18 protein-coding genes and 1 pseudogene are annotated in these 19,021 nt (G+C 63.0%); 4 read left to right on the plus strand and 15 right to left on the minus strand.

All coding sequences use genetic code 11. The annotated features are described in order from the left end of the window. Positions 1 to 67: 67 nt before the first annotated feature. Positions 68 to 667 (minus strand): annotated as a pseudogene (locus QFZ94_RS06790) (sensor histidine kinase); the annotation flags it as partial. 148 nt (positions 668 to 815) lie between these two features. Here QFZ94_RS06790 and QFZ94_RS06795 point away from each other — a divergent pair. Then, positions 816 to 1,508: a cytochrome b/b6 domain-containing protein gene (locus tag QFZ94_RS06795; RefSeq protein WP_429455972.1), complete on the plus strand. Its 693-nt coding sequence runs from the start codon at positions 816 to 818 to the stop codon at positions 1,506 to 1,508. A gap of 44 nt (positions 1,509 to 1,552) precedes the next feature. Here the strand turns inward: QFZ94_RS06795 and QFZ94_RS06800 are convergent, their stop codons facing one another. After that, complete coding sequence (locus QFZ94_RS06800) at positions 1,553 to 2,014, minus strand: CHRD domain-containing protein (protein WP_368585510.1); 462 nt, start codon at positions 2,012 to 2,014, stop codon at positions 1,553 to 1,555. 364 nt (positions 2,015 to 2,378) lie between these two features. Here QFZ94_RS06800 and QFZ94_RS06805 point away from each other — a divergent pair, with 364 nt between their 5' ends. Next, positions 2,379 to 3,560 carry a GGDEF domain-containing protein gene (locus QFZ94_RS06805; protein WP_429455973.1) on the plus strand — a complete coding sequence of 394 codons (1,182 nt, stop codon included), beginning with the start codon at positions 2,379 to 2,381 and terminating at the stop codon, positions 3,558 to 3,560. Between the two features lie 118 nt (positions 3,561 to 3,678). Here the strand turns inward: QFZ94_RS06805 and ilvD are convergent, their stop codons facing one another. From ilvD to QFZ94_RS06850, 9 genes are all read right to left on the minus strand, one after another. Continuing rightward, complete coding sequence (ilvD, locus tag QFZ94_RS06810; RefSeq protein WP_368585508.1) at positions 3,679 to 5,541, minus strand: dihydroxy-acid dehydratase; 1,863 nt, start codon at positions 5,539 to 5,541, stop codon at positions 3,679 to 3,681. A gap of 274 nt (positions 5,542 to 5,815) precedes the next feature. Continuing rightward, positions 5,816 to 6,961, minus strand: coding sequence for a branched-chain amino acid ABC transporter substrate-binding protein (locus tag QFZ94_RS06815; protein ID WP_429455974.1), 1,146 nt, complete (start codon positions 6,959 to 6,961; stop codon positions 5,816 to 5,818). A gap of 355 nt (positions 6,962 to 7,316) precedes the next feature. Further along, on the minus strand, positions 7,317 to 7,763 hold the full coding sequence (locus QFZ94_RS06820) for an NUDIX hydrolase (protein ID WP_429455975.1): 447 nt from the start codon (positions 7,761 to 7,763) through the stop codon (positions 7,317 to 7,319). Positions 7,764 to 7,772: 9 nt separating this feature from the next. Then, the gene (locus QFZ94_RS06825; protein WP_429455976.1) at positions 7,773 to 8,417 is read right to left on the minus strand and encodes a LysE family translocator; all 645 of its coding nucleotides are present in this window, start codon (positions 8,415 to 8,417) and stop codon (positions 7,773 to 7,775) included. Positions 8,418 to 8,495: 78 nt separating this feature from the next. Then, positions 8,496 to 9,464, minus strand: a complete 969-nt coding sequence (locus QFZ94_RS06830) for an amino acid ABC transporter permease (RefSeq protein ID WP_429455977.1) — start codon at positions 9,462 to 9,464, stop codon at positions 8,496 to 8,498. Between the two features lie 76 nt (positions 9,465 to 9,540). After that, positions 9,541 to 10,911 carry an NAD(P)/FAD-dependent oxidoreductase gene (locus tag QFZ94_RS06835; protein WP_429455978.1) on the minus strand — a complete coding sequence of 457 codons (1,371 nt, stop codon included), beginning with the start codon at positions 10,909 to 10,911 and terminating at the stop codon, positions 9,541 to 9,543. An 18-nt stretch (positions 10,912 to 10,929) separates the two neighbouring features. Beyond that, positions 10,930 to 11,772, minus strand: coding sequence for a transporter substrate-binding domain-containing protein (locus QFZ94_RS06840; protein ID WP_368585502.1), 843 nt, complete (start codon positions 11,770 to 11,772; stop codon positions 10,930 to 10,932). A 247-nt stretch (positions 11,773 to 12,019) separates the two neighbouring features. Beyond that, positions 12,020 to 13,000, minus strand: coding sequence for a substrate-binding domain-containing protein (locus QFZ94_RS06845; protein WP_429455979.1), 981 nt, complete (start codon positions 12,998 to 13,000; stop codon positions 12,020 to 12,022). Next, positions 12,997 to 14,376 carry a leucine-rich repeat-containing protein kinase family protein gene (locus QFZ94_RS06850; protein ID WP_429455980.1) on the minus strand — a complete coding sequence of 460 codons (1,380 nt, stop codon included), beginning with the start codon at positions 14,374 to 14,376 and terminating at the stop codon, positions 12,997 to 12,999. Before QFZ94_RS06850 ends, QFZ94_RS06845 begins: the two co-directional genes overlap by 4 nt. Positions 14,377 to 14,675: 299 nt before the next feature. Between QFZ94_RS06850 and QFZ94_RS06855 the strand changes: the two genes are divergently transcribed. Together QFZ94_RS06855 and QFZ94_RS06860 are read left to right on the plus strand one after the other, a co-directional pair. Continuing rightward, on the plus strand, positions 14,676 to 15,299 hold the full coding sequence (locus tag QFZ94_RS06855; RefSeq protein ID WP_429455981.1) for a methylated-DNA--[protein]-cysteine S-methyltransferase: 624 nt from the start codon (positions 14,676 to 14,678) through the stop codon (positions 15,297 to 15,299). 133 nt (positions 15,300 to 15,432) lie between these two features. Continuing rightward, entirely contained in the window at positions 15,433 to 15,738 is a 306-nt protein-coding gene (locus tag QFZ94_RS06860) for a panthothenate synthetase (RefSeq protein ID WP_368585498.1), read from the plus strand. Positions 15,739 to 15,746: 8 nt separating this feature from the next. Here QFZ94_RS06860 and QFZ94_RS06865 read toward each other — a convergent pair whose 3' ends face one another. The 4 genes from QFZ94_RS06865 to QFZ94_RS06880 form a co-directional block, all read right to left on the minus strand. Further along, the gene (locus tag QFZ94_RS06865; RefSeq protein ID WP_429455982.1) at positions 15,747 to 16,988 is read right to left on the minus strand and encodes a Zn-dependent hydrolase; all 1,242 of its coding nucleotides are present in this window, start codon (positions 16,986 to 16,988) and stop codon (positions 15,747 to 15,749) included. Positions 16,989 to 16,992: 4 nt separating this feature from the next. Next, positions 16,993 to 18,021, minus strand: coding sequence for a helix-turn-helix domain-containing protein (locus tag QFZ94_RS06870; protein ID WP_429455983.1), 1,029 nt, complete (start codon positions 18,019 to 18,021; stop codon positions 16,993 to 16,995). A gap of 332 nt (positions 18,022 to 18,353) precedes the next feature. Next, positions 18,354 to 18,530, minus strand: a complete 177-nt coding sequence (locus QFZ94_RS06875; protein WP_429455984.1) for a hypothetical protein — start codon at positions 18,528 to 18,530, stop codon at positions 18,354 to 18,356. Next, positions 18,527 to 19,000 carry a hypothetical protein gene (locus tag QFZ94_RS06880; protein ID WP_368585494.1) on the minus strand — a complete coding sequence of 158 codons (474 nt, stop codon included), beginning with the start codon at positions 18,998 to 19,000 and terminating at the stop codon, positions 18,527 to 18,529. The genes QFZ94_RS06875 and QFZ94_RS06880 overlap by 4 nt, the downstream gene beginning before the upstream one ends. Positions 19,001 to 19,021: the final 21 nt, after the last annotated feature.

Here is a 19,021-nt window from a genome sequence, read left to right on the forward strand (position 1 = left end):
CGAGTTCACGAGACTCGTAGCGGTTTTTTTGTTAACGACCACTGCCATTGCTTATTGCGTGTAAGTCTTTTTCTCGCGCGATCATGTTGGCCATGCGTCGGTGATAGTCGTTGAAAGCCTCGACCAGTCCTGCAATTTCGGCTTCGTCATACCTGCCCGGATCGATCAGCGCCGCGTTTTCGTGCCGAAGCGCATTGACCTGGCGGGCAAGGCCGGCAACCTGGCGTACCAGCAGTCCCGAGACGCCGAATGAAAGCCAGATGGTCAGCAGCGCAAAAAGCCCCGTACCGGCCATCAGCACGTTGATCATCTGCTTGAAGTGTTTCTCGTAACGGCTGAAGTCATAGACACGGTAGAGCCGTGCCCCTTCCAACCCGGCAATGGCGACGTGAATTTCCTGGTCGCCGACGATGATCTCGTGCGTTCCGGCAGGCATCCCGGCGACGCTCGACGGCAGCGTCAGCTGTGATTGGTCCGCCGCCGACACGTAGCCGTTCAGGCGCGGCTCGAACGGCGGCAGCAGCTTCGGATTCGCGCGATAGCTTCGCAGCACGCTGACCATGTCATCGTGGATCAGCGCGGCAATCAGCCGTTCTTCCTGCGCTTCGGCAAGCACCCTGACGCCCAGCGCCTGGGCGATTTTCGCCAAGGCGCAGAAGCCCGAAATGCTATTACGCCGCTAGTGCAGTTTATCGAAGTTCAGTTCGAGCGCATTCGGCGCAGTACGTCAGGCATCAGTGAGAGGTATGCTTAATCGCCCGCTACCGCCAGTCCACGCACCGCCAAACCGCCGATCGCGCACGTAGGCCCAATACATGGATGCACACAAACCCGTCACGCGGCCGACACAGCCAGTGCCCCGCCCGGTGCTGGTCTGGGACGCGCCGGTGCGACTCTTTCACTGGCTGGTGGTCGCGCTGGTCGCTGCGGCCTATATCACCCTGAAGCTGAACTGGATCGACTGGCACGTGCGCGTCGGCGAGACGCTGCTCGCCCTGGTGATTTTCCGGCTGCTATGGGGCTGCTTTGGCAGCGAAACCGCGCGCTTTCGCAGTTTCGTGGCATCGCCCGCGGCCGCGCTTCGTCATTTGCGCCGGCTGTTTCATCGCGAACCGGATGTGCAGGTCGGCCACAATGCAGCCGGCGGCTGGATGGTTCTATTTCTGCTCGCCTTGCTGCTGACCGAGACGCTGAGCGGGCTCTACGTCAACAACGACATCGCCGACGAAGGCCCGTTGAGCGAACTGGTACCCGCGTGGCTCGCCAACGCAATCTCGGCGCTGCATGGGCTGCTCTGGTACGTGCTGCTCGCGGCCATGGCGCTGCACGTTCTCGTGATCGCCGTCTACGCAGTCGCGAAGGGACACAACCTGCTGCGTCCGATGCTGACCGGCTACAAACTGCTGCCCTCGTCCGTGGACGCGCCGCGCCAAGCGCCAGCGCTGCTGGCGCTGCTGCCGCTCGGCGTCGGCGTTGCCGTGGTGATGCTGCTTGCGGCTTATCTGTGAGCAAGCCGCACACCCGAACTCGGGGCGCTGCTGCCGTGCCTGCTTCAGCCGCCCTTCGGCGGCGTCACCTGGCCACGAATCTCGCCGTTCGGATTGTTCTTCGTGTGGACGTTGATGTACATCTCACCCGCTTCGAACATCTTCGCTTCGTCCGGAGATAGCGTGGCCTGACCGGTCATCGGGCTCGTCACCTCAGTGGAGCCTTTCTGCGAGATCCAGACCTTTACGCCGGCGTTTTTACCGGCCGGAGCGGGTCCGTGGAAATGCGCCATCGTGGTCGGACTCGTCAATCCGCTGAAGGTGATGTTCCAGGTGACGACCCGAGTGCTGGAGTCGTACGTGAGCTTGGCGTTGCCGCTGCCCGGCGTCTGCACCGGGGGCACCTGTTGAGCGCCCGTCAAAGGCACCTCGAACGAGACGGGCGCCGCTTGCGCCAAAGTCAGCGTACCCGCTAAGGCCAAACCACCGAACACCATGAAAGCGCGCCGCGTGATGGATCGTGACATCTGGTTTTCTCCTGTTGGGTTTGCCCTTGGTGAACGGGCGATTATTGAAGACTGCAGAAGAGCTCGTCGACGTCGTAGACAGCCGAACAAGTGAGTCAAGCATAGACGCAAGCCGGCCGTTACGCGAAGTTCGCATAAGGCCGAACTCCGGTCCGGGCATGACGACCGCCCCGTTGCGTCGAGGTCCGAGAAGTGTGGACAGCGTTTCGAAAGGAAAACGTCGGGCGAAAATCGTTGAAAATCGATCCGAAGCGAAAAATTCTTCCGGTACGATATGCGCTTTGCGCGAAGGCAGCGGATGTAACCGGTGCGACCTCATATTGCGCCAGGCGCCTTCATGGATCACACCCATTGTTACGCTGCCATGTCCATCCCGAACGCGCTGATCGGCATTGCGATTTTGTCCTGCCTGATGAGCGTCGCCGTTCTAGGCTCGCTGTTTCACACTCAGGTTCCAGGAATACGTCGTTGGTGCGTGGCGAGTGGTCTGCTGGCCGTCACGGCCACGCTCCTCCTGTTCCGTAGGTCGGATCTCGTCGTACTGGGCGCGAGCGTATTGCTGCTCGTCGCGTCGCTCCTCGCGATTCACGGCTTCCGGCAATTCTTTCATCGGCCGCCATCGGTGATCTGGGAGTACGGCGCGCTGTGCGCGATCCTGGCGGGACTCGTTTATTGGACCTACGTGCGGCCTGACGTCAGTGCCCGGGGCGCGATGATCTCGGGTTTTCTCGCGTACATCCGATTTGTGATCGCCTGGGTCGTGCAGCGGTACCGGCCTGCGGGCAGACCGAAATACGGCTACCACTTCGTGGCTGTTGCCGCGGTGTTGGGGGCGGTCGTCCACGCAGTACGCTGTGTCGTCTATGGGTCGGGGCTAGCGCATGAATCGGTGTTTCTGGAGGAAACGCCGCTAAACGTCGCGTTTCTCGGCATGGCCATCCTGACTTTGCCATGCCTGTCGGTCGGCATGGTGATGCTGGCTCATGACCGGCTGGCGGAGCGGATGGAACGCCTCGCCACTATCGACGATCTGACTGGCGCGCTCGGACGGCGCGCTTTCATCGCGCGCGCGGAGGCGCTGTTCGAGCTGGCAAAGGTGGCGAAGTCGAAGCTGTCCATCGCGATCCTGGACATCGATAACTTCAAAGGCATCAACGACAGATACGGGCATGCGGCCGGCGACCAGGCCCTTGCGCATGTTGCGTTGACGATATCGCGCGATCTACGGCAAAGCGACGTCCTTGGCCGCATCGGCGGTGAAGAGTTTGCGCTGCTGATGCCACTGACCGGCAAAGAGCAAGCGGCCCGTCTCACGAACCGGTTGCGCGCACTCGTCGCGGCGTCTGTTGCGCGTGCTCCGACCGGCGACGCCGCTTGCACACTCAGCGCTGGCGTCGACGAATTCGGCGATGGCGATACCGTTGCGTCGGTAATGGCGAGAGCCGACAGGGCGCTCTATGCCGCGAAAGCCAACGGCAGAAACTGCGTGATGGTGGCGGGGTCTTCGCAGCCTGCCGATGACCTCGTTGCCAGTTTTCCGGCTTAAGGAAGGCGCCGCGCGGGGCACTGCGACTGCAAAAAAACCGGCATGCAGTCTCCCGCATACCGGTCCTTGTTCGGCCCGCCGCGTCACCGCGAACCGGGCCGCCGCGATGATCCGCGCTTTACTTGCGCTTCAATTGCGAAATATCGCGCACCGCGCCGCGATCGGCCGAGGTCGCGAGCGCCGCATACGCCTGCAAGGCCTGCGACACCACACGCTCGCGATTGGCCGGCTGCCATGCATCGGCGCCGCGCGCTTCCATCGCCGCACGACGGCGTGCGAGCTCTTCATTCGACACCGCCAGATGCATCTTGCGCTGCGGAATGTCGATCTCGATCACGTCGCCGTCTTCGACCAGACCGATCGTGCCGCCTTCCGCCGCTTCCGGCGACGCATGGCCGATCACGAGACCCGACGAGCCGCCCGAAAAACGGCCATCGGTAAACAGCGCACAGCTCTTGCCGAGACCCTTCGACTTCAGATACGAAGTGGGGTACAGCATTTCCTGCATGCCCGGACCGCCCTTCGGACCTTCGTAGCGAATCACCACGACGTCGCCCGGCACGACCTTGTCGCCGAGAATCGCATCGACCGCATCGTCCTGGCTTTCGAACACGCGCGCGCGGCCCGAGAACAGCCACTGCGATTCGTCGACACCCGCGGTCTTCACGATACAGCCCTTCTCCGCGAGGTTGCCGTACAGCACCGCGAGGCCGCCGTCCTTCGAATACGCGTGTTCCTTGCTGCGGATGCAGCCGCTCTTGCGGTCCGTGTCGAGCGTCGCGTAGGTCGCTTCCTGGCTGAACGCGACGGTGGTCGGAATGCCGCCGGGCGCCGCGCGGAAGAACTTCTGCGCTTCCTCGCCCGCGCCGCCGGCGATGTCCCACTTCGCGATCGCGTTGCCGAGCGTGCCGCTATGCACATTGCCGCACGACAGATCGAGCAGGTCCGCGCGCGCGAGCTCGCCGAGAATACCGATGATGCCGCCCGCGCGATGCACGTCCTCGATGTGGTACTTGTCGGTCATGGGCGCGGCCTTGCACAGGCACGGCACCTTGCGCGAGATGCGATCGATGTCCGACATCGTGAAATCGACGCCCGCTTCCTGTGCGGCGGCCAGCAGGTGCAGCACGGTGTTGGTCGAGCCGCCCATCGCGACGTCGAGCGTCATCGCGTTCTCGAAAGCCTGCTTGGTGGCGATGCTGCGCGGCAGGACCGAGGCATCTTCTTCCTGATAGTAGCGGCGGCACAGATCGACGACGAGGCTGCCCGCCTGCTCGAACAGGCCCTTGCGCCATGCGTGCGTCGCGACGACCGTACCGTTGCCCGGCAGCGCGAGGCCGATCGCCTCGGTCAGGCAGTTCATCGAATTCGCGGTGAACATGCCCGAGCACGAACCGCAGGTCGGGCACGCGCTGCGCTCGACTTCGGCGACTTCGGCGTCGCTGATCTTCGGATCCGCGGCCTTGATCATCGCGTCGATCAGATCGATCTTCGCGATCACCTGGCCGTCGGTCGGCGACTTGACCTTGCCCGCTTCCATCGGGCCGCCCGACACGAACACGACCGGAATGTTCAGGCGCATCGCGGCCATCAGCATACCCGGGGTGATCTTGTCGCAGTTCGAGATGCAGACCATCGCATCCGCGCAGTGCGCGTTGACCATGTACTCGACCGAGTCCGCGATCAGTTCGCGCGACGGCAGCGAATACAGCATGCCGCCGTGACCCATCGCGATGCCGTCGTCGACGGCGATCGTGTTGAATTCCTTCGCCACGCCGCCGGCCGCTTCGATCTGCTTCGCGACCAGCGCGCCCAGATCGCGCAGATGCACGTGGCCCGGCACGAACTGCGTGAACGAGTTCACGACCGCGATGATCGGCTTGCCGAAATCGTCGTCCTTCATGCCGGTCGCGCGCCACAGCGCGCGGGCGCCGGCCATGTTGCGGCCATGAGTCGAAGTGCGTGAGCGATAGTTGGGCATCTGTATCCTCAGGTATTGCTGTTATCGGTTTTGATGAGCGCCCGCGCGGGCGTGGGGATCGCAGCGCGGAGTCGGCGCTGGAGACGAATAGTGCAAGAACGCCAGTAAGACGTCCAATATATTTTTTCTGCTCAATTAGGTCGTAAAACATATTAATCGGTGTAACGGTCGTGTAACCGATTTGCGCCGCCCGGCTTCAGTCAACGCAAAGGGCCGATGAAGCGATGCTTCATCGGCCCTTCGTGCTTTCAACGCTTTTAATGCGTCCGCGCTCTTACATCTTCACGACGTCGAGCAGCGTCTTCTTGCCGTCCTTGTAGTCGTACAGCGAGATCACGCCGTGCTGAAGGTCGCCCTTCGCGTCGAACGTCGTTTGACCGGTCACGCCCTTGTAGTCGGTGCCCGAGACCTTGGCCAGCACCTTCGCCGGGTCGGTCGAGTTCGCGCGCTTCATTGCGTCGACGACGATATACACCGCGTCGTACGTGAACGGTGCGTCGAATTCGATCGGATGACCGAAGCGCTTCGTGTACTTCGCCGCGAATTGCGCGCCGCCGTTCATGCGCTCGACGGCCATGCCGGCCTGCGAGCACACCACGTTGCCGGCCGCCGGACCGGCGAGGTCCGCGAGGCTTTCGGTGCACACGCCGTCGCCCGACAGCATCTTCGCGCGCAGGCCCAGCTGACGCGCCTGCTTCGCGAACGGACCGCCGGTCGCATCCATGCCGCCGTACATGATCGCGTCGGGATTCTCGCCCTTGATCTTGGTCAGGATCGCGCGGAAGTCGACGGCCTTGTCGTTGGTCGCGTCGTGCGAGACGACCTTCAGGCCGAGCGACTTCGCGGTCTTTTCGAATTCGTTCGCGAGGCCCTGGCCATAGGCGGTCGAATCGTCGACCACGGCCACGGTCTTCACGTTCAGGGTCTTCGCGGCGTAGGCGGCGAGTGCCGGACCTTGCTGAGCGTCGGTCGCGACGACGCGGTAGGTCGTCTTGAAGCCCTGCTGCGTGTACGCTGGGTTCGTCGACGACGGCGAAATTTGCACGATGCCCGCGTCGCTATAGATCTTCGATGCCGGAATCGACGCGCCCGAGTTCAGGTGGCCGACCACCGCGACGACCTTGTCGTCGACGAGTTTCTGCGCGACCTGGGTCGCCTGGCGCGGGTCGCCTGCGTCGTCCTGCGCGTCGAGCACGAGCGTGACCTTCTGAGCGTCGATCGTCAGGCCCTTCGCGTTGATTTCCTCGATCGCGAGGCGCGCGCCGTTTTCATTGTCTTTGCCGAGGTGGGCGGAGCCGCCCGTCAACGGACCGACGTGACCGATCTTGACGACCTGATCCGCATTTGCCGTACCGGCAATGCCCGCGAATGCGACGACTGCTGCGCTGAGCGGCAGCAGTTTGTGAAGCTTGAACGACATACGATACATCTCCTCTTTACTTACCTTGCCAACCGGATGGCTGGGGATTCCTGATACTGATCAAACATTGCCATTCATCGATTCAGGATGAGTTGAGATACGGCCAAGCCGGCAATTAGCCAGCTCCGCCATTTTTTTGGTGCAGCACGATAACGCAAAACTGGCGCAAGCGACAAATTCCGGCGCAATGGGGATTGGCGCGGCGTCAATGAGCGGTCGTTCCGTCGCTCTATTGAAGCGGGAGATTGCGCGTTTGATTCGCGGAGGGAATCGTCATTAAAAGTGACGAAATAAGCAGTAACTCAGCCAATAAAACTGGATCTCGTGCTTATTCTTCGGAAACGGAATGGCGCAATCAAGGCTTGAAATCGGCCAGCATTACCCCCTCGCGGATATGCGCGAGAGCGGCCGCCACATAGTCGACGATCGGCGCCGGCGGCTGGTCCGGCTTCGCCCACACGAAGCCCGAGCACTTGTGCGGCTCCATGTTCGCCGGTTCGCCTTGCCATGAACGGCACGCGAAAAAGAAGCTGATGCGGTTCGTGTCCGAGTCGCGCCGCATCACGAGCTTGAATTCGAGATCGCCGGGCGCAATCGTCACGCCCGCTTCTTCTTTCGATTCGCGAATCGCACACTCTTCGATCGATTCGCCTGGTTCGAGATGGCCGGCAATCAGCGCGTACTGGCCGTCCCTGAAACCGGTATTCGCGCGCTGCATGAAAAGGCACTCGCCCTGCCCATTCAGAAACAGCACGTTCACATCGACGACGCTTTGCATTCGGCTCATTTTCTTGCAGTTCATCGTGATGGACTACGCGCGTTGCGCGGTCAATAGCTTGATGCCGAGCGCGACGAAAACGAGCCCGCTGCCGCGCTTGATCGCCGCGATCCAACGGCTGGCCCCAACGCGCTTATGGATACCGCGCACGCCGAGCGAATAAATGGTGTGCACGAGCGCGACCGTGACCGCGATTGTCAGATACATCACGATGAACTGCTCCGGCAGGCCGCGCTCGTGGTCGATGAATTGCGGCATGAACGCCGAAAGAAAGATCATCGTCTTCGGATTGCTGCCCGACACGAGCAAGGCTTCGCGGAATACTTTGTTGCGCTCGAATGTATAAGCGGGCGATGCGACGCCCGTGGGCTGCGTGGCCTGCGTTGCCTGCCTGTCGCCGCCGCGCAGTTGCCTGATGCCGAGATACATCAGATAACCCGCGCCGAGCAGTTTCATCGCGACGAAGAGCGGCGGCAGCGTGGTCAATACCGCGCCGACACCGAGCGCGACCAGCGCGACGACGACTCCTTGTGCGAGCAGATTACCGGCAACGCTCGCCGCCGCGCCGCGGCTTCCATAGCGAACCGAGTTGCGGATCACCAGCAGAACGTTCGGTCCCGGCGAAATGGTGGTGAGCAGATAGGCAGCGGCGAAAAGCAACCAGGTATGGAATGACATGGCAGGTCCGGGAGTTCGTTGTGATTGGATTCCAACAGACCAGACATGATGACACGGAAAAAAACGCCGCGACCGGCGTCATCGCGCGGACCTCCTGAAGCGGCGTTCGATCCGCGACTGGATCACTTCGAGCACCATCGACACGAGCCAGTAGATCACCGACGCGCTGATCAGCATCTCCATGTGACGGAATTCGCGCTGCCCCTCGGTGGTCGCGACATAGGTCAGTTCCCACACGCCGACGACGGACACCAGCGAACTATCCTTCAGCATCGCGATGAACTGGTTGCCGGTCGGCGGAATGATCACGCGCAGCGCCTGCGGCAGAATCACGAGCCGCATCATCATGCCGTGGCTGAGACCGAGCGCGCGTGCCGCATCCCACTGCCCTTTCGGAATGCTTTGAATGCCGGCGCGAAAGATCTCCGTCATATAGGCCCCATAGCACAACGACAACGCGGCCACGCCAGCGGGAATCGGATCGACGACATAGCCGAGCTGCGGCAGGCCGAGATACAGAATAAAGATCTGCATCAGCAGCGGCAGGCCACGAAACAGCGACGTGTAGAACGTCGCGATGCCAATCGCGATCCCGTTCGATGAAAGCTTCGCCAGTGCGCCAATTAGCGCGAGCACGAACGCGAGCGCGATCGAGATCGCCGAGATATAGAGCGTGGTGGTCGCGCCTTGCAGCACCAGATAGCCGATCTTGCGCTCGATGAAGTCTATGCTCAGATTGAACGTCGAGAAGAACAGCACGACCAGCAACGCGAGTTCACACCACGCGACGGTAATCTGCCAGCGCAGCGAAAGCCTCAGCAACAGATAGCAATTGGCGACCAGCACGGCAATCGCGACCGCGCCGCCGAGCAGCTTCTGCAGTAAGGCCGCGTCGATGCCGAGCGCGGGCACGCCGTGGTCGATGCCGGCCATCCAGTCCGGCGCGTGCTGCACCGCGAAGTATCCGCCGATCAGCAACACCGCGAGCAGGAAGAGAATCGTGCCCGGCTTGCGTTTCTCGACGCCGTCAGCATCTTCTGCAAACATGTGTTCCTCCGTAGATCCGCCGAGCGCGCGACGAACGACGGGCGGTCGTGTTCGAGCCCGTCGTGTTCGAGCCCGCTTACGCCGCGCGTTCGCGCATGAAATCCATCAGCTGGTAGTACCAGTACGTCAATTGAACGGCCGCCGTGCCGGCCGGCCCGCCGTTCCATTCGAGACCGAACGGCGCGAACAGACGATAGCGGTCGGTTTCGTTCGCGATGCCCTGCGCGATCAGCCTGCCGCCGAGCGCCGTCGTATTCATGCCGTGGCCGCCGAACCCCATGCAGTACCAGACGCCCGTATTCAGCCGGCCGATCAGCGGCATCAGATGCCTTGCATACGACATGCGTCCGGACCACGCGAGCGCGACCTTCAGCTCGGATAGCTGCGGATAGGTATCGACCATGCGCCGGCGCAACAGCTCGGCGAGCCGGTCCGGCTCGGACTTGCGCGTCGTGATCATGCCGCCCCACAGAATGCGCTCGCCGCCGTCGACGAGGCGGTAATAGTCGCTCGCACGGCGGCTGTCGCCGACCGACGCGCGCGTGCGAATGGCGGTTGCGATCAGATCCGGGGCCGGCTCGGTGACGAGCATGTAGGTCGAGATCGGCAGATAGCTGCGCGCGAGTTGCGGCACCACGTTGCCCGTATAGCCGCCGCAGGTGAACACCACGTCGCGCGCCGTTACCGTGCCGCGCGCGGTCTTCAGCCGCTTGATCGCCGACGAGCAATCGAGCGACAACACTTCGGAGTCTTCGAACACCTGGCCGCCCAGCCGCTCGACTTCCGCGACCAGCGCTCGCGCATAGTTCAACGGATGAAAATGGAAGCCGCGTTCGTTATAAAGCGCATGGCGGTACTTGTCCGATACGAGCCACTCGCGAATCTCGTCGTGCGTCTTGAACGTGACGTCGTACTGAAACTCGTTGGCGAGCCACGCCTGCTGCGCCTGCATCTCGGCGGTGTTCTCGTGACGCGACACGCGCAGCACGCCATGCACGGGCTGCGCTTCGTCGATGCCGAGTCGGCGGATATTGTCGGCGACGATATCGACGCCCTCGATCGACATCCGGTAGATCGATTTCGCGTCGTCGACGCCGACGCGTTGCGCGATCCGCTCGAAGCTCGTCGAATAGCCGGGACTCACCACGCCGCCATTGCGGCCCGACGCGCCCCACGACACCCGCTGCGCTTCGAGAAGAATTACCGAGCGGCCGCGGCGCAGCAATTCGAGCGCGGTCGTGATGCCGGCCATGCCGGCGCCGACCACGCATACATCGGCTTGCAGCGAACCGCTCAGCGCCGCGCGCGGCTCGACCGTGCGCAGCGTGCGGGTGTAATAGGTATCGAGGTAGGAAGCCATCTCGTGATGGAGTGCCGCCTTGTTGTTGGTGGCGATTGATGGCTGCGCGGCGGGCGCGGCAGCAGGCGCGGCGGCGGCATCGACCACCGCGTCTCGGGTTCGTGCTTATTGCTTCGTATAGTCGTTGCCGAACCACTTCATGCTGAGCTTGGTCAACGTGCCGTCCTGCTTCATTTGCGCGACGATGTCGCCGACCTTCTTGTCCCACTCGGCGTCGCCCTTGTCGGCGACGATCGCGAGCGGCTCACGGAACGCAAAGTCGCCAGGGATGATCTTCACCGGATAGCCGTTCTTGATTGCGTTGAGCGCGGTCTGCACCGGCGTCACGATTGCGTCGACGCGCTTGCCGTCGCCGAGGCGCAGATCGTCGTAAGGCAGCATCGAGTCCGCGTAGGTCTTGATTTCCTTCGGCGGCTGCGTCATGTACTGGAACGGCGGCACGTCCGGGCCGGCGATATTCAGGCGGTTGCGCACGTAGTCTTCCGACGTGGTGCCCGCCTCGACGCCGATCACCTTGCCGTTCAGATCGGCACGGGTCCTCGCCTTCGAATCCTTGTTCACGACGAACACATACGGGCTGTAGTAATAGATCGCGGGGAAGTCGAGCAATTCGGCGCGCGGCTTGGTCGGCGTGACGGAGAGCACGGACAGATCCCAGCGGCCGTGCCAGTGACCGCCGGTCATCAGGCTGAACTGCGGCGTATCGAATGTGACTTTGACGCCGAGCCGGCGCGCGATTTCCTTGGCGACGTCGATATCGAAACCGTCGAATTCGTGCTTGTCGTTCAGGAACGCTTGCGGCGGCCACTTGCCGCTCGTCGCGACCATCATCGTGCCGTTCTTCATCACGCGATCGAGCGTGGCGCCCGCATGAGCGCTGAAGGCGGTCAACGCGATGCCGGCGCCGAGCGTGAAACCGAGCAGGCGGTTCAGGATGGACTTAGCCATGGTGCGTGTCTCCGTTGTTTGTTTTGCGTCGCTCTTGCGTTCTTGTTCGCGTACCGGGCGCTTGCGGACTTCATCGCGACTGGTCCACGTTGGCGCGATCTTAAGTCGCCACAGAAACCCGAGCTATTGACAATTCGGCACCACCTGATTCCGAAAGCGCATCAAGTCGCGGCGCGGACCGGGCACGTGACCTGCTACCCGTATTCGACGCGCGGCGGCGGCAGGCGGCGCAATCGCGCGCCCCGCCTCAACGTTTCGAGGCCGTCACCAGTTGCAGCGGCGTCTCGATCACCCTCGACAGCTCGCGCTGCTTGCGCCGCTCGGTCACCGCCTTCAACGCGAAGTCGATGCCGAATACGGTCTGGCGGTCGGCGAACTGGTTCATCGTCGCGAGCACGCGGCCGTCGGCGAGCAGCGGCTTGATCGCATCGATCGCGTCGTAGCCGGTGACGTAGACGCCGCCGCCGCGGCCCGCGTCGCGAATCGCGTCGACCGCGCCCATCGCCATGTTGTCGTTGCCGCATAACAGCGCGCGAAGCTGCGGATGCTCGACCAGCATCTTCGCGGCCACGTCGCGGCCCTTGCCGTACTCCCAGTTACCCGACTCGACCGCGACGACCTGCACCTTCGCCGCATCCATCGCGTCGCGGCTGCCGGCCGTGCGCTGCTGCGCATTGCTGCTCACCGAAATGCCTTCGATGATGCCGACCTGATCGCCGGGCTTCAGCCGCGTGGCCAGATACTGGCCGACCTGCTTCGCGCCGCTGCGATTGTTCGGCCCGACGAACGGCACCGAGATGCCGGCGGCCGCTTGCGCTGCGTCGTCGAGCGGGTTGTCGATCGTGATCGTGATGATGCCGGCCTTGATCGCGCGTGCGATCACCGGGATCAGCGCCTTAGAGTCGGTCGGCGCGATCACGATCGCGTTCATCTTCGCCCTGATCATCTCGTCGACCATGCGGATCTGTGCGGCGGTGTCGGTCTGTTTGGCCGTGCCGCGAATCGTCAGGCTGAATTGCGACGAGAAGTGCTGCTGGTAATTGCGCGCGGCGTCGACCATCGCGACCGTAAACGGGTCCGACATGGATTTGAGCACGAGCGCGATCTTCGGCTTCGTGCCGGACGGTACCTGGGCATGGGCATCGTTCGCGAATCGCGCGATGCCGGTGAGACCGGTTGCGGCCAGCGCGCCCGCGAGCAGCACGCGGCGGCGCATGTTCTGCGTCATGGCTTGACTCCTTCGCGGAGGTGCTGGCTGCAGATGGACTGGTTGCGGATGTGCCGATCGAACGACGCGACGCTGGCGACGATTTCGTCGAACAGCGGGCGGCTGTCGATGTCTTCGCTCAGACAACGCGTCTTCAACGCGGCCAGTTGCCCGGCGATGTCCGCTTGCGCGTCGCAACGCTCCAGCAGTTCTTCGAGCAGACAGCCGTACGCCCTGACTTCGAGCCGCTGCAACGCGATAGCGAGCTCGCGATCGCCGGCATCGAAAAACGACGCCGCGCCGAAATCGCCGAGCAGCGCGCGCCCCGCGCCGTCGTGCAGGATATTGTGCGCGTACAGATCGCCATGCATTACGCCACGCCGATGCAGATGACTAGCGACCTTCGCGATGCCGCTCGCGATACCGAGCACCGTCTCGAGGTCGAAGCACGCGTCGTCGCGATAGATATCGCGCGTGCACGACGCGAGGCTCGGCGGACCGGCCAGACTGGCGAAGCGTGGATCGATCAATCCCATCACGAGGCCATGCGTATCCGACGGATGCCCGATCACCTTGCCGAGCACGGGAATCAGGTTCGCATGTTCGCCGCCGCGAATGCAAGCAGCCATTTCGCAGTCGGGCAAACCGTCGCTCGTCACCGCGCCCTTGAACAGCTTGACGGCGACCGCACGCGGCGCCGGTTCGTGGTCCGCATGCAGCGCCGCACGATAGATGACGCCCGATGCGCCCTCGCCCAACGGCCGCTCGAGCCGCAATGCATCCCAGCGAATGCCGCTGATCGGTGTGTCGATGAACGCCGCCTGTTCGAGCGCCGCGTTGAACGGATTGCCCGCATACGCGAGCCACGCAAGCCGCGGCAGACGCAGCAACCAGCGCGGCAATGCGTCGAAACGATTCGCGGCGAGCCGCAGCAGTTCGAGCCGCGTGCATGCGGCCAGTTCCTCAGGCAGCGCGCGCAGCCGGTTGCCGGCGAGCATCAGCTTTTGCAGTTGCGTGCAGCGGCCGAGTTCCGCGGGCAAGCTTTCGATGTCGTTACCGGTCAGAATCAGCCAACGCAACAGCGGCGGCAGCGCGCTCGCCGGCACCTCGCGGATGCGATTCGACTTGAAGCCGATCATGCTCAGTTGCGCGCATTCGCCGAGCACACCTGGCAGCTCGGTGAACGGGTTGTTGGACGCGAACAGGATGCGCAGTTTGCGCAGGCGCGGCAGATCGTCGGGCAGCGTCGTCAGTGCATTGTTCGACAGGTCGAGCACTTCGAGCGTATCGGCAAGATCGAAAATCTCGCGCGGAAATTCGCTGAGACCGCACGCGAGTTTGAGTTCGCGCGTACCCGCCAGTTGCCCGGCCCGCAGTTGTTCTAAAGTCGTGGTCACAGTCGTGGGAAAGAAGATCGGGTAGCGCGCGCAGCGCGTCGTACCGAAGCTGTCGATTTTACTGAGTCAAAGGCCATCTGGGGTTCTCTGCGGTACAGTGACGTGATCGCCGCGATGCTCATGATCGTCGCGGCCGTGTCGAATGCGAATGAGACAGCAATATCTGGAGGGCGTTCAGGCGACGCCAGCGGGACACTCCCGAGTATCGGCGCAGCCTTCATACAGCTTTCCGCGTCCGGTCGTTCAAGCACGTCCGTCTCGCGAGCCTTGCGCCTCCATCCTGTCAGGAGCCTGAGAAAGTGACGTACGCATACAAGTTGATCGATTCGCCGGTCGGTCAGTTGAAGCTCGTGGCGAAAGGCGAATGCCTTGCCGCGATTCTATGGGAACACGACAAGCCGAACCGCGTGCGACTCGGCGAAATGAGCGAAGCGAACGAGCTCGCGGTGCTCGTCGAAACGGAGCGGCAACTGCGCGAGTACTTCGCGGGTACGCGCCAGGCCTTCGATCTGCCGCTCGATTTTCAGGGCACCGAGTTCCAGAAGCAGGTCTGGCGCGCGCTGCTGACCATCCCGTTCGGCCAGACGCGCAGCTACTCGGAGATCGCCCAGCAGATCGGCAAGCTCAATGCAGTGCGCGCGGTGGGCGCGGCAAATGGCCGGAATCCGATTTCGATCGTTGCGCCGTGTCACCGCGTGATTGGCGCGTCGGGCGAGCTGACGGGATTCGCCGGCGGCCTCGCCAACAAGATGCTGCTGCTTTCGCTGGAGGCGGGGCAGACCTCGCTCGAGGCAGCGGCCGATGACGCGCCACGACCCGCGCCGGAGGGAAAAGCGGCGCGACCGGTCAAGGACGATGCACCCGCGAAACCGGCGCATCACCCGCCGAGCCGAGGAACGCAGGGGTCGCTGTTCGGCAGCTGAAGCAGCGCAGACCCAGCACAACGCGCCACCCCTCGGCCGTAATCGCCGATGCTTCGTCCGCGATCAACGCCATCGGCCGCGCATGCAACATCTATCCTTAAGATGCCCGTTGGGTATCGAACAGGAGGATGACATGCGCATGCTTCTCAACATACAAATACCGAACGAACCGTTCGGCACACTCGTGCGCGAAGGCCGAATCGGCGAGCTGATGCAAAAGATCCTCGAGGACATGAAGCCGGAAGCGATCTACTTCACGGAGCAGCAGGGCAAACGCGGCGCGGTGGCGGTTGTCGATGTCGCCGATGCATCGGCGATTCCCGCGCTCGCCGAACCGTGGTTCCTTAAGCTCGACGCCGAGTGCGAGCTGCGCATCGCGATGCTGCCCGAGGATCTGATGAAAGCCGGCCTCGACGCGCTAGGCGACAAGTGGAAGTAGCGCGGCCCTCAGGAATGCCCCGCCGATAGCTGCAACAGCATCGAAGCCGCCGCCGTCGCGGCGACCTGGCAGCCGAGCACGATATGCTCCTCGGCCGTGTCCTCGATGAAGTCGTGACTCACGCCGCCGATGCTCGGCACGAACATCATGCAGGCCGGCATGCAACGCGCGATCACCTGCGCGTCGTGCGCGGCACCGCTCGGCATGCGCAGCCACTGCCCCGGCGCGATCGCTTCGGCGGCTCGCGCGATGTGCTCCGCGAGCGTGGCGTCCATGCTGACGGGCTCGATCGGCTCGTCGATCGTCTGCGATTCGACGCTCACGGCGTTGTGCGCGTTGAAGTCGCGCACCAGTTCCGCGAGCGCGTGTTCCATTGCCTGAAGCCGCGCCGGGTTAGCGTCGCGGAATTGCAGGTACATGTCGGCAGCGCCGGGTACGACGCTCATCGAGCCCGGATCGAGATCGATGCGGCCCACGGTCCAGACGGTATCCGCGTCGGCGAGTTGCGCGAACGCGTCGTTCATCCGCGCGATGAATGCGACGAGCGCCGCGCCCGCGTCGCGGCGGATCGCCATTGGCGTCGTGCCCGCATGGTTGCGCTGACCGGTAAAGCGCAGCCGCGATTCGCGCAGCCCGACGATCGTCGTGACCACGCCGATCGATTTGCCGATCGCTTCGAGCCGTCCGCCCTGCTCGATATGCGGCTCCAGATACGCGACCTGGCGCCCTGCCTCGAAACGCGCACGCGGCCGGCCCGCGAGGCCCGCGGCCGCCAGCACGTCGGTTACACGTTCGCCCTGCCGGTTCGTCGCGCCGCGAATCGATTCGTCGACCGCCTCGCCGACGAAGCTGCGGCTGCCAAGCAGGCCCGAGAACGTGCCCTCCTCGTCGATCCACGACGCGACGTCGACGGCGAGGTGCCGCGTCGCGTCGTTCTCCGCGAGCGCACGGGCGATTTCGAGCCCGTAGATGACGCCCATTGCGCCGTCGAGCCAGCCGCCGGTCGGCTGCGTGTCCGTGTGCGAACCGATCACGAGCGCGGGACCGCTTTTGCGCGAGCGTCCGAACACGGTGCCCACGCCGTCGATGCGCGCGTCGAGCCCCGCCTCCGTCATCCTGCCGACCAGCCATTCGCGTGCCGCCAGATCGACCGGCGACAGCGCGAGCCGGACCACGCCTGGGCCGGTTGCGCCAAACCCGCGCAGCCGTTTGAGGTCGGCCATCAGCCGGTCCGGATCGATCTTCACCACGTTGTCATCTCCCTGAATTGATTGCGGATGCGGCCGCGCGAAAATCGCCCGGCGACATGTCGTACGCACGTCTGAATGCGCGATTGAAATCCGACGCGCTATTGAAGCCCCAGCCGTACGCGACGTCGATCACCGGCCTGCGCGGGTGGCGATGCAGTTCGTCGGCCGCCTCGCGCAGGCGCCGGTTTCGAATATACGCGTGGAGCCCGCCCTCCGGCTCGAACAATCGATACAGCGTGGGCCGCGACAGCTGCGACATGGCCAGCACGCTGTCGACCGTCAGATCAGGTTGGCTGAGATTCGCGTCGATATAGCGGCGCGCCGCCGCGAACATCGCGGTGCGTGCCACCGCCCGCGCTCCGCCGGTCAAGCCCGTCTCCTTGCCGAACGCCGCGGCCATCAACAGCGCGCAGGTATGGAACGCTTCCTGAGCCGCGGGCGCGTCCATCGTGGGCAACCTGCGGCACAGATCGGCCAGATGCGCGGGAATCAGCCGCGCAAGCGGCGTTTGATATTCGATCATGCGGCCATGTATCGACTCCGCTTCCGGCAGCACCGGATCGATCAGATGGCGCGGCAAGAACAGTGCGACCAGGCGGCACGGCCCCCGCGTCATCTGCATCGGCTGATTCATGTCGAGCGCGAGGATGCTCGGCCGCGTTTGCAGCGCGACGCGCTTCGGATACAGGCCGGTGGTCGTCTCGAAGGTCCCTTCGACGGCCACATGAAACACGATCTGGCGCACGTTGTCGGTCGAAATGCGCGCGACCGAGCGCGTTTGCTCGACCGGATCGGTGCGGCAATCCGTGAAGGCCATGCCGCCGGCGCGATAGGTGTCGATGCTGCCGCGAAAGCCGTCGGCCAGTTGCCGGCGCGAGATCGGCACGTCCAGAAAATGGCCGACGCGCTCGCGCCACATAGGCAATTGCGCGCGCGGCGCCGTGGCGTAGGTGTCGAAGTGGGTGTAGTCGAAAGCCGCGGGCATTGTTGCGGCCGCGGTTGCGGTGCGGTTGGCTGCCTGATCGGTCGTCAAGGTCTCCCCGCCGGTTTTGTTGTGTGCGCGGCACGATAGCCGCGGTTGGCGAAAACGTCATGAGCGTGTTGCTAGCGGTTCGATGCCACGGCCGTCGAAGCTCATGTGCCCCCGCTCCGCTCATGCCCGACAGGCATCAGCGCCAGCCTACAAAGTCTTTATTCTTTGCGCAAGGCCTCATGCCGCAGCTCGAGCTCGCCTTCGTCCATGTCGGATGGAACTCGCGCGATCCGGCCGAGCAGCACAAAAAAATGGCCTCCAGACAGAGGCCATTTTTTCTTGAAGAATCGCTTGGAAACGTAAATCGTTTCAAATCAACGCGCATTCAGCGGCTATCGTTTCATCGCAGCGGCTCGAAGCATTGCCGCCAAGGTGATTAGCCCCGCCCCCAAAGGGGGCCCATAGTCATACAAGCGCAAGTGCCGTGCAAAGAAAATGGTGGACGTTGAAATTACTATCAAAACTACAACGGCAATGATCGAAAAAACCACCAGAAAATTTTTATTCACGATTGGCTCCTTGTGTCGAAATTCCCCCGCTTCCGCATTCCGTCCCAAAACCAAAGAGGCTCTGCTTTGACGCGACAGAAGTTTGCATAGTACCCTCCGTACGCAAGCAAGAGTCCTCCGTTCAACAGCAACTCCTGGAAGCCGGTGAACAGTTCGCGCGGATCCGGCGAAACGAAAAGATTGAGGAAGACAATGGTGACGCTGATGCCAGCCATTACGACCAATGCGAGCGGCACCCCGATGTTCAGCAGCAGCATGGACCCAAGCACAACTTCCAGGTACTTGACCATCTGGTAGAAGCCGATATCTGCCATAGCGCCTATATAGGCGCCCACTTTTCCTGCGTGGCTGAAATCCGGAATGTATCTGAAGACTACGAAATTCAGCCCGGAAGAGAGATAGTGGAATGCGAAATATAGCCTCATCCACATGACGACAAATTTCCAGGGTGATTCATTTGCTATTTTCATCGCTTTTTTATCCTTTCGCGG

The sequence above is a fragment of the Paraburkholderia sp. JPY465 genome, assembly GCF_050436725.1.
Taxonomy (GTDB): Bacteria; Pseudomonadota; Gammaproteobacteria; order Burkholderiales; family Burkholderiaceae; genus Paraburkholderia; species Paraburkholderia youngii.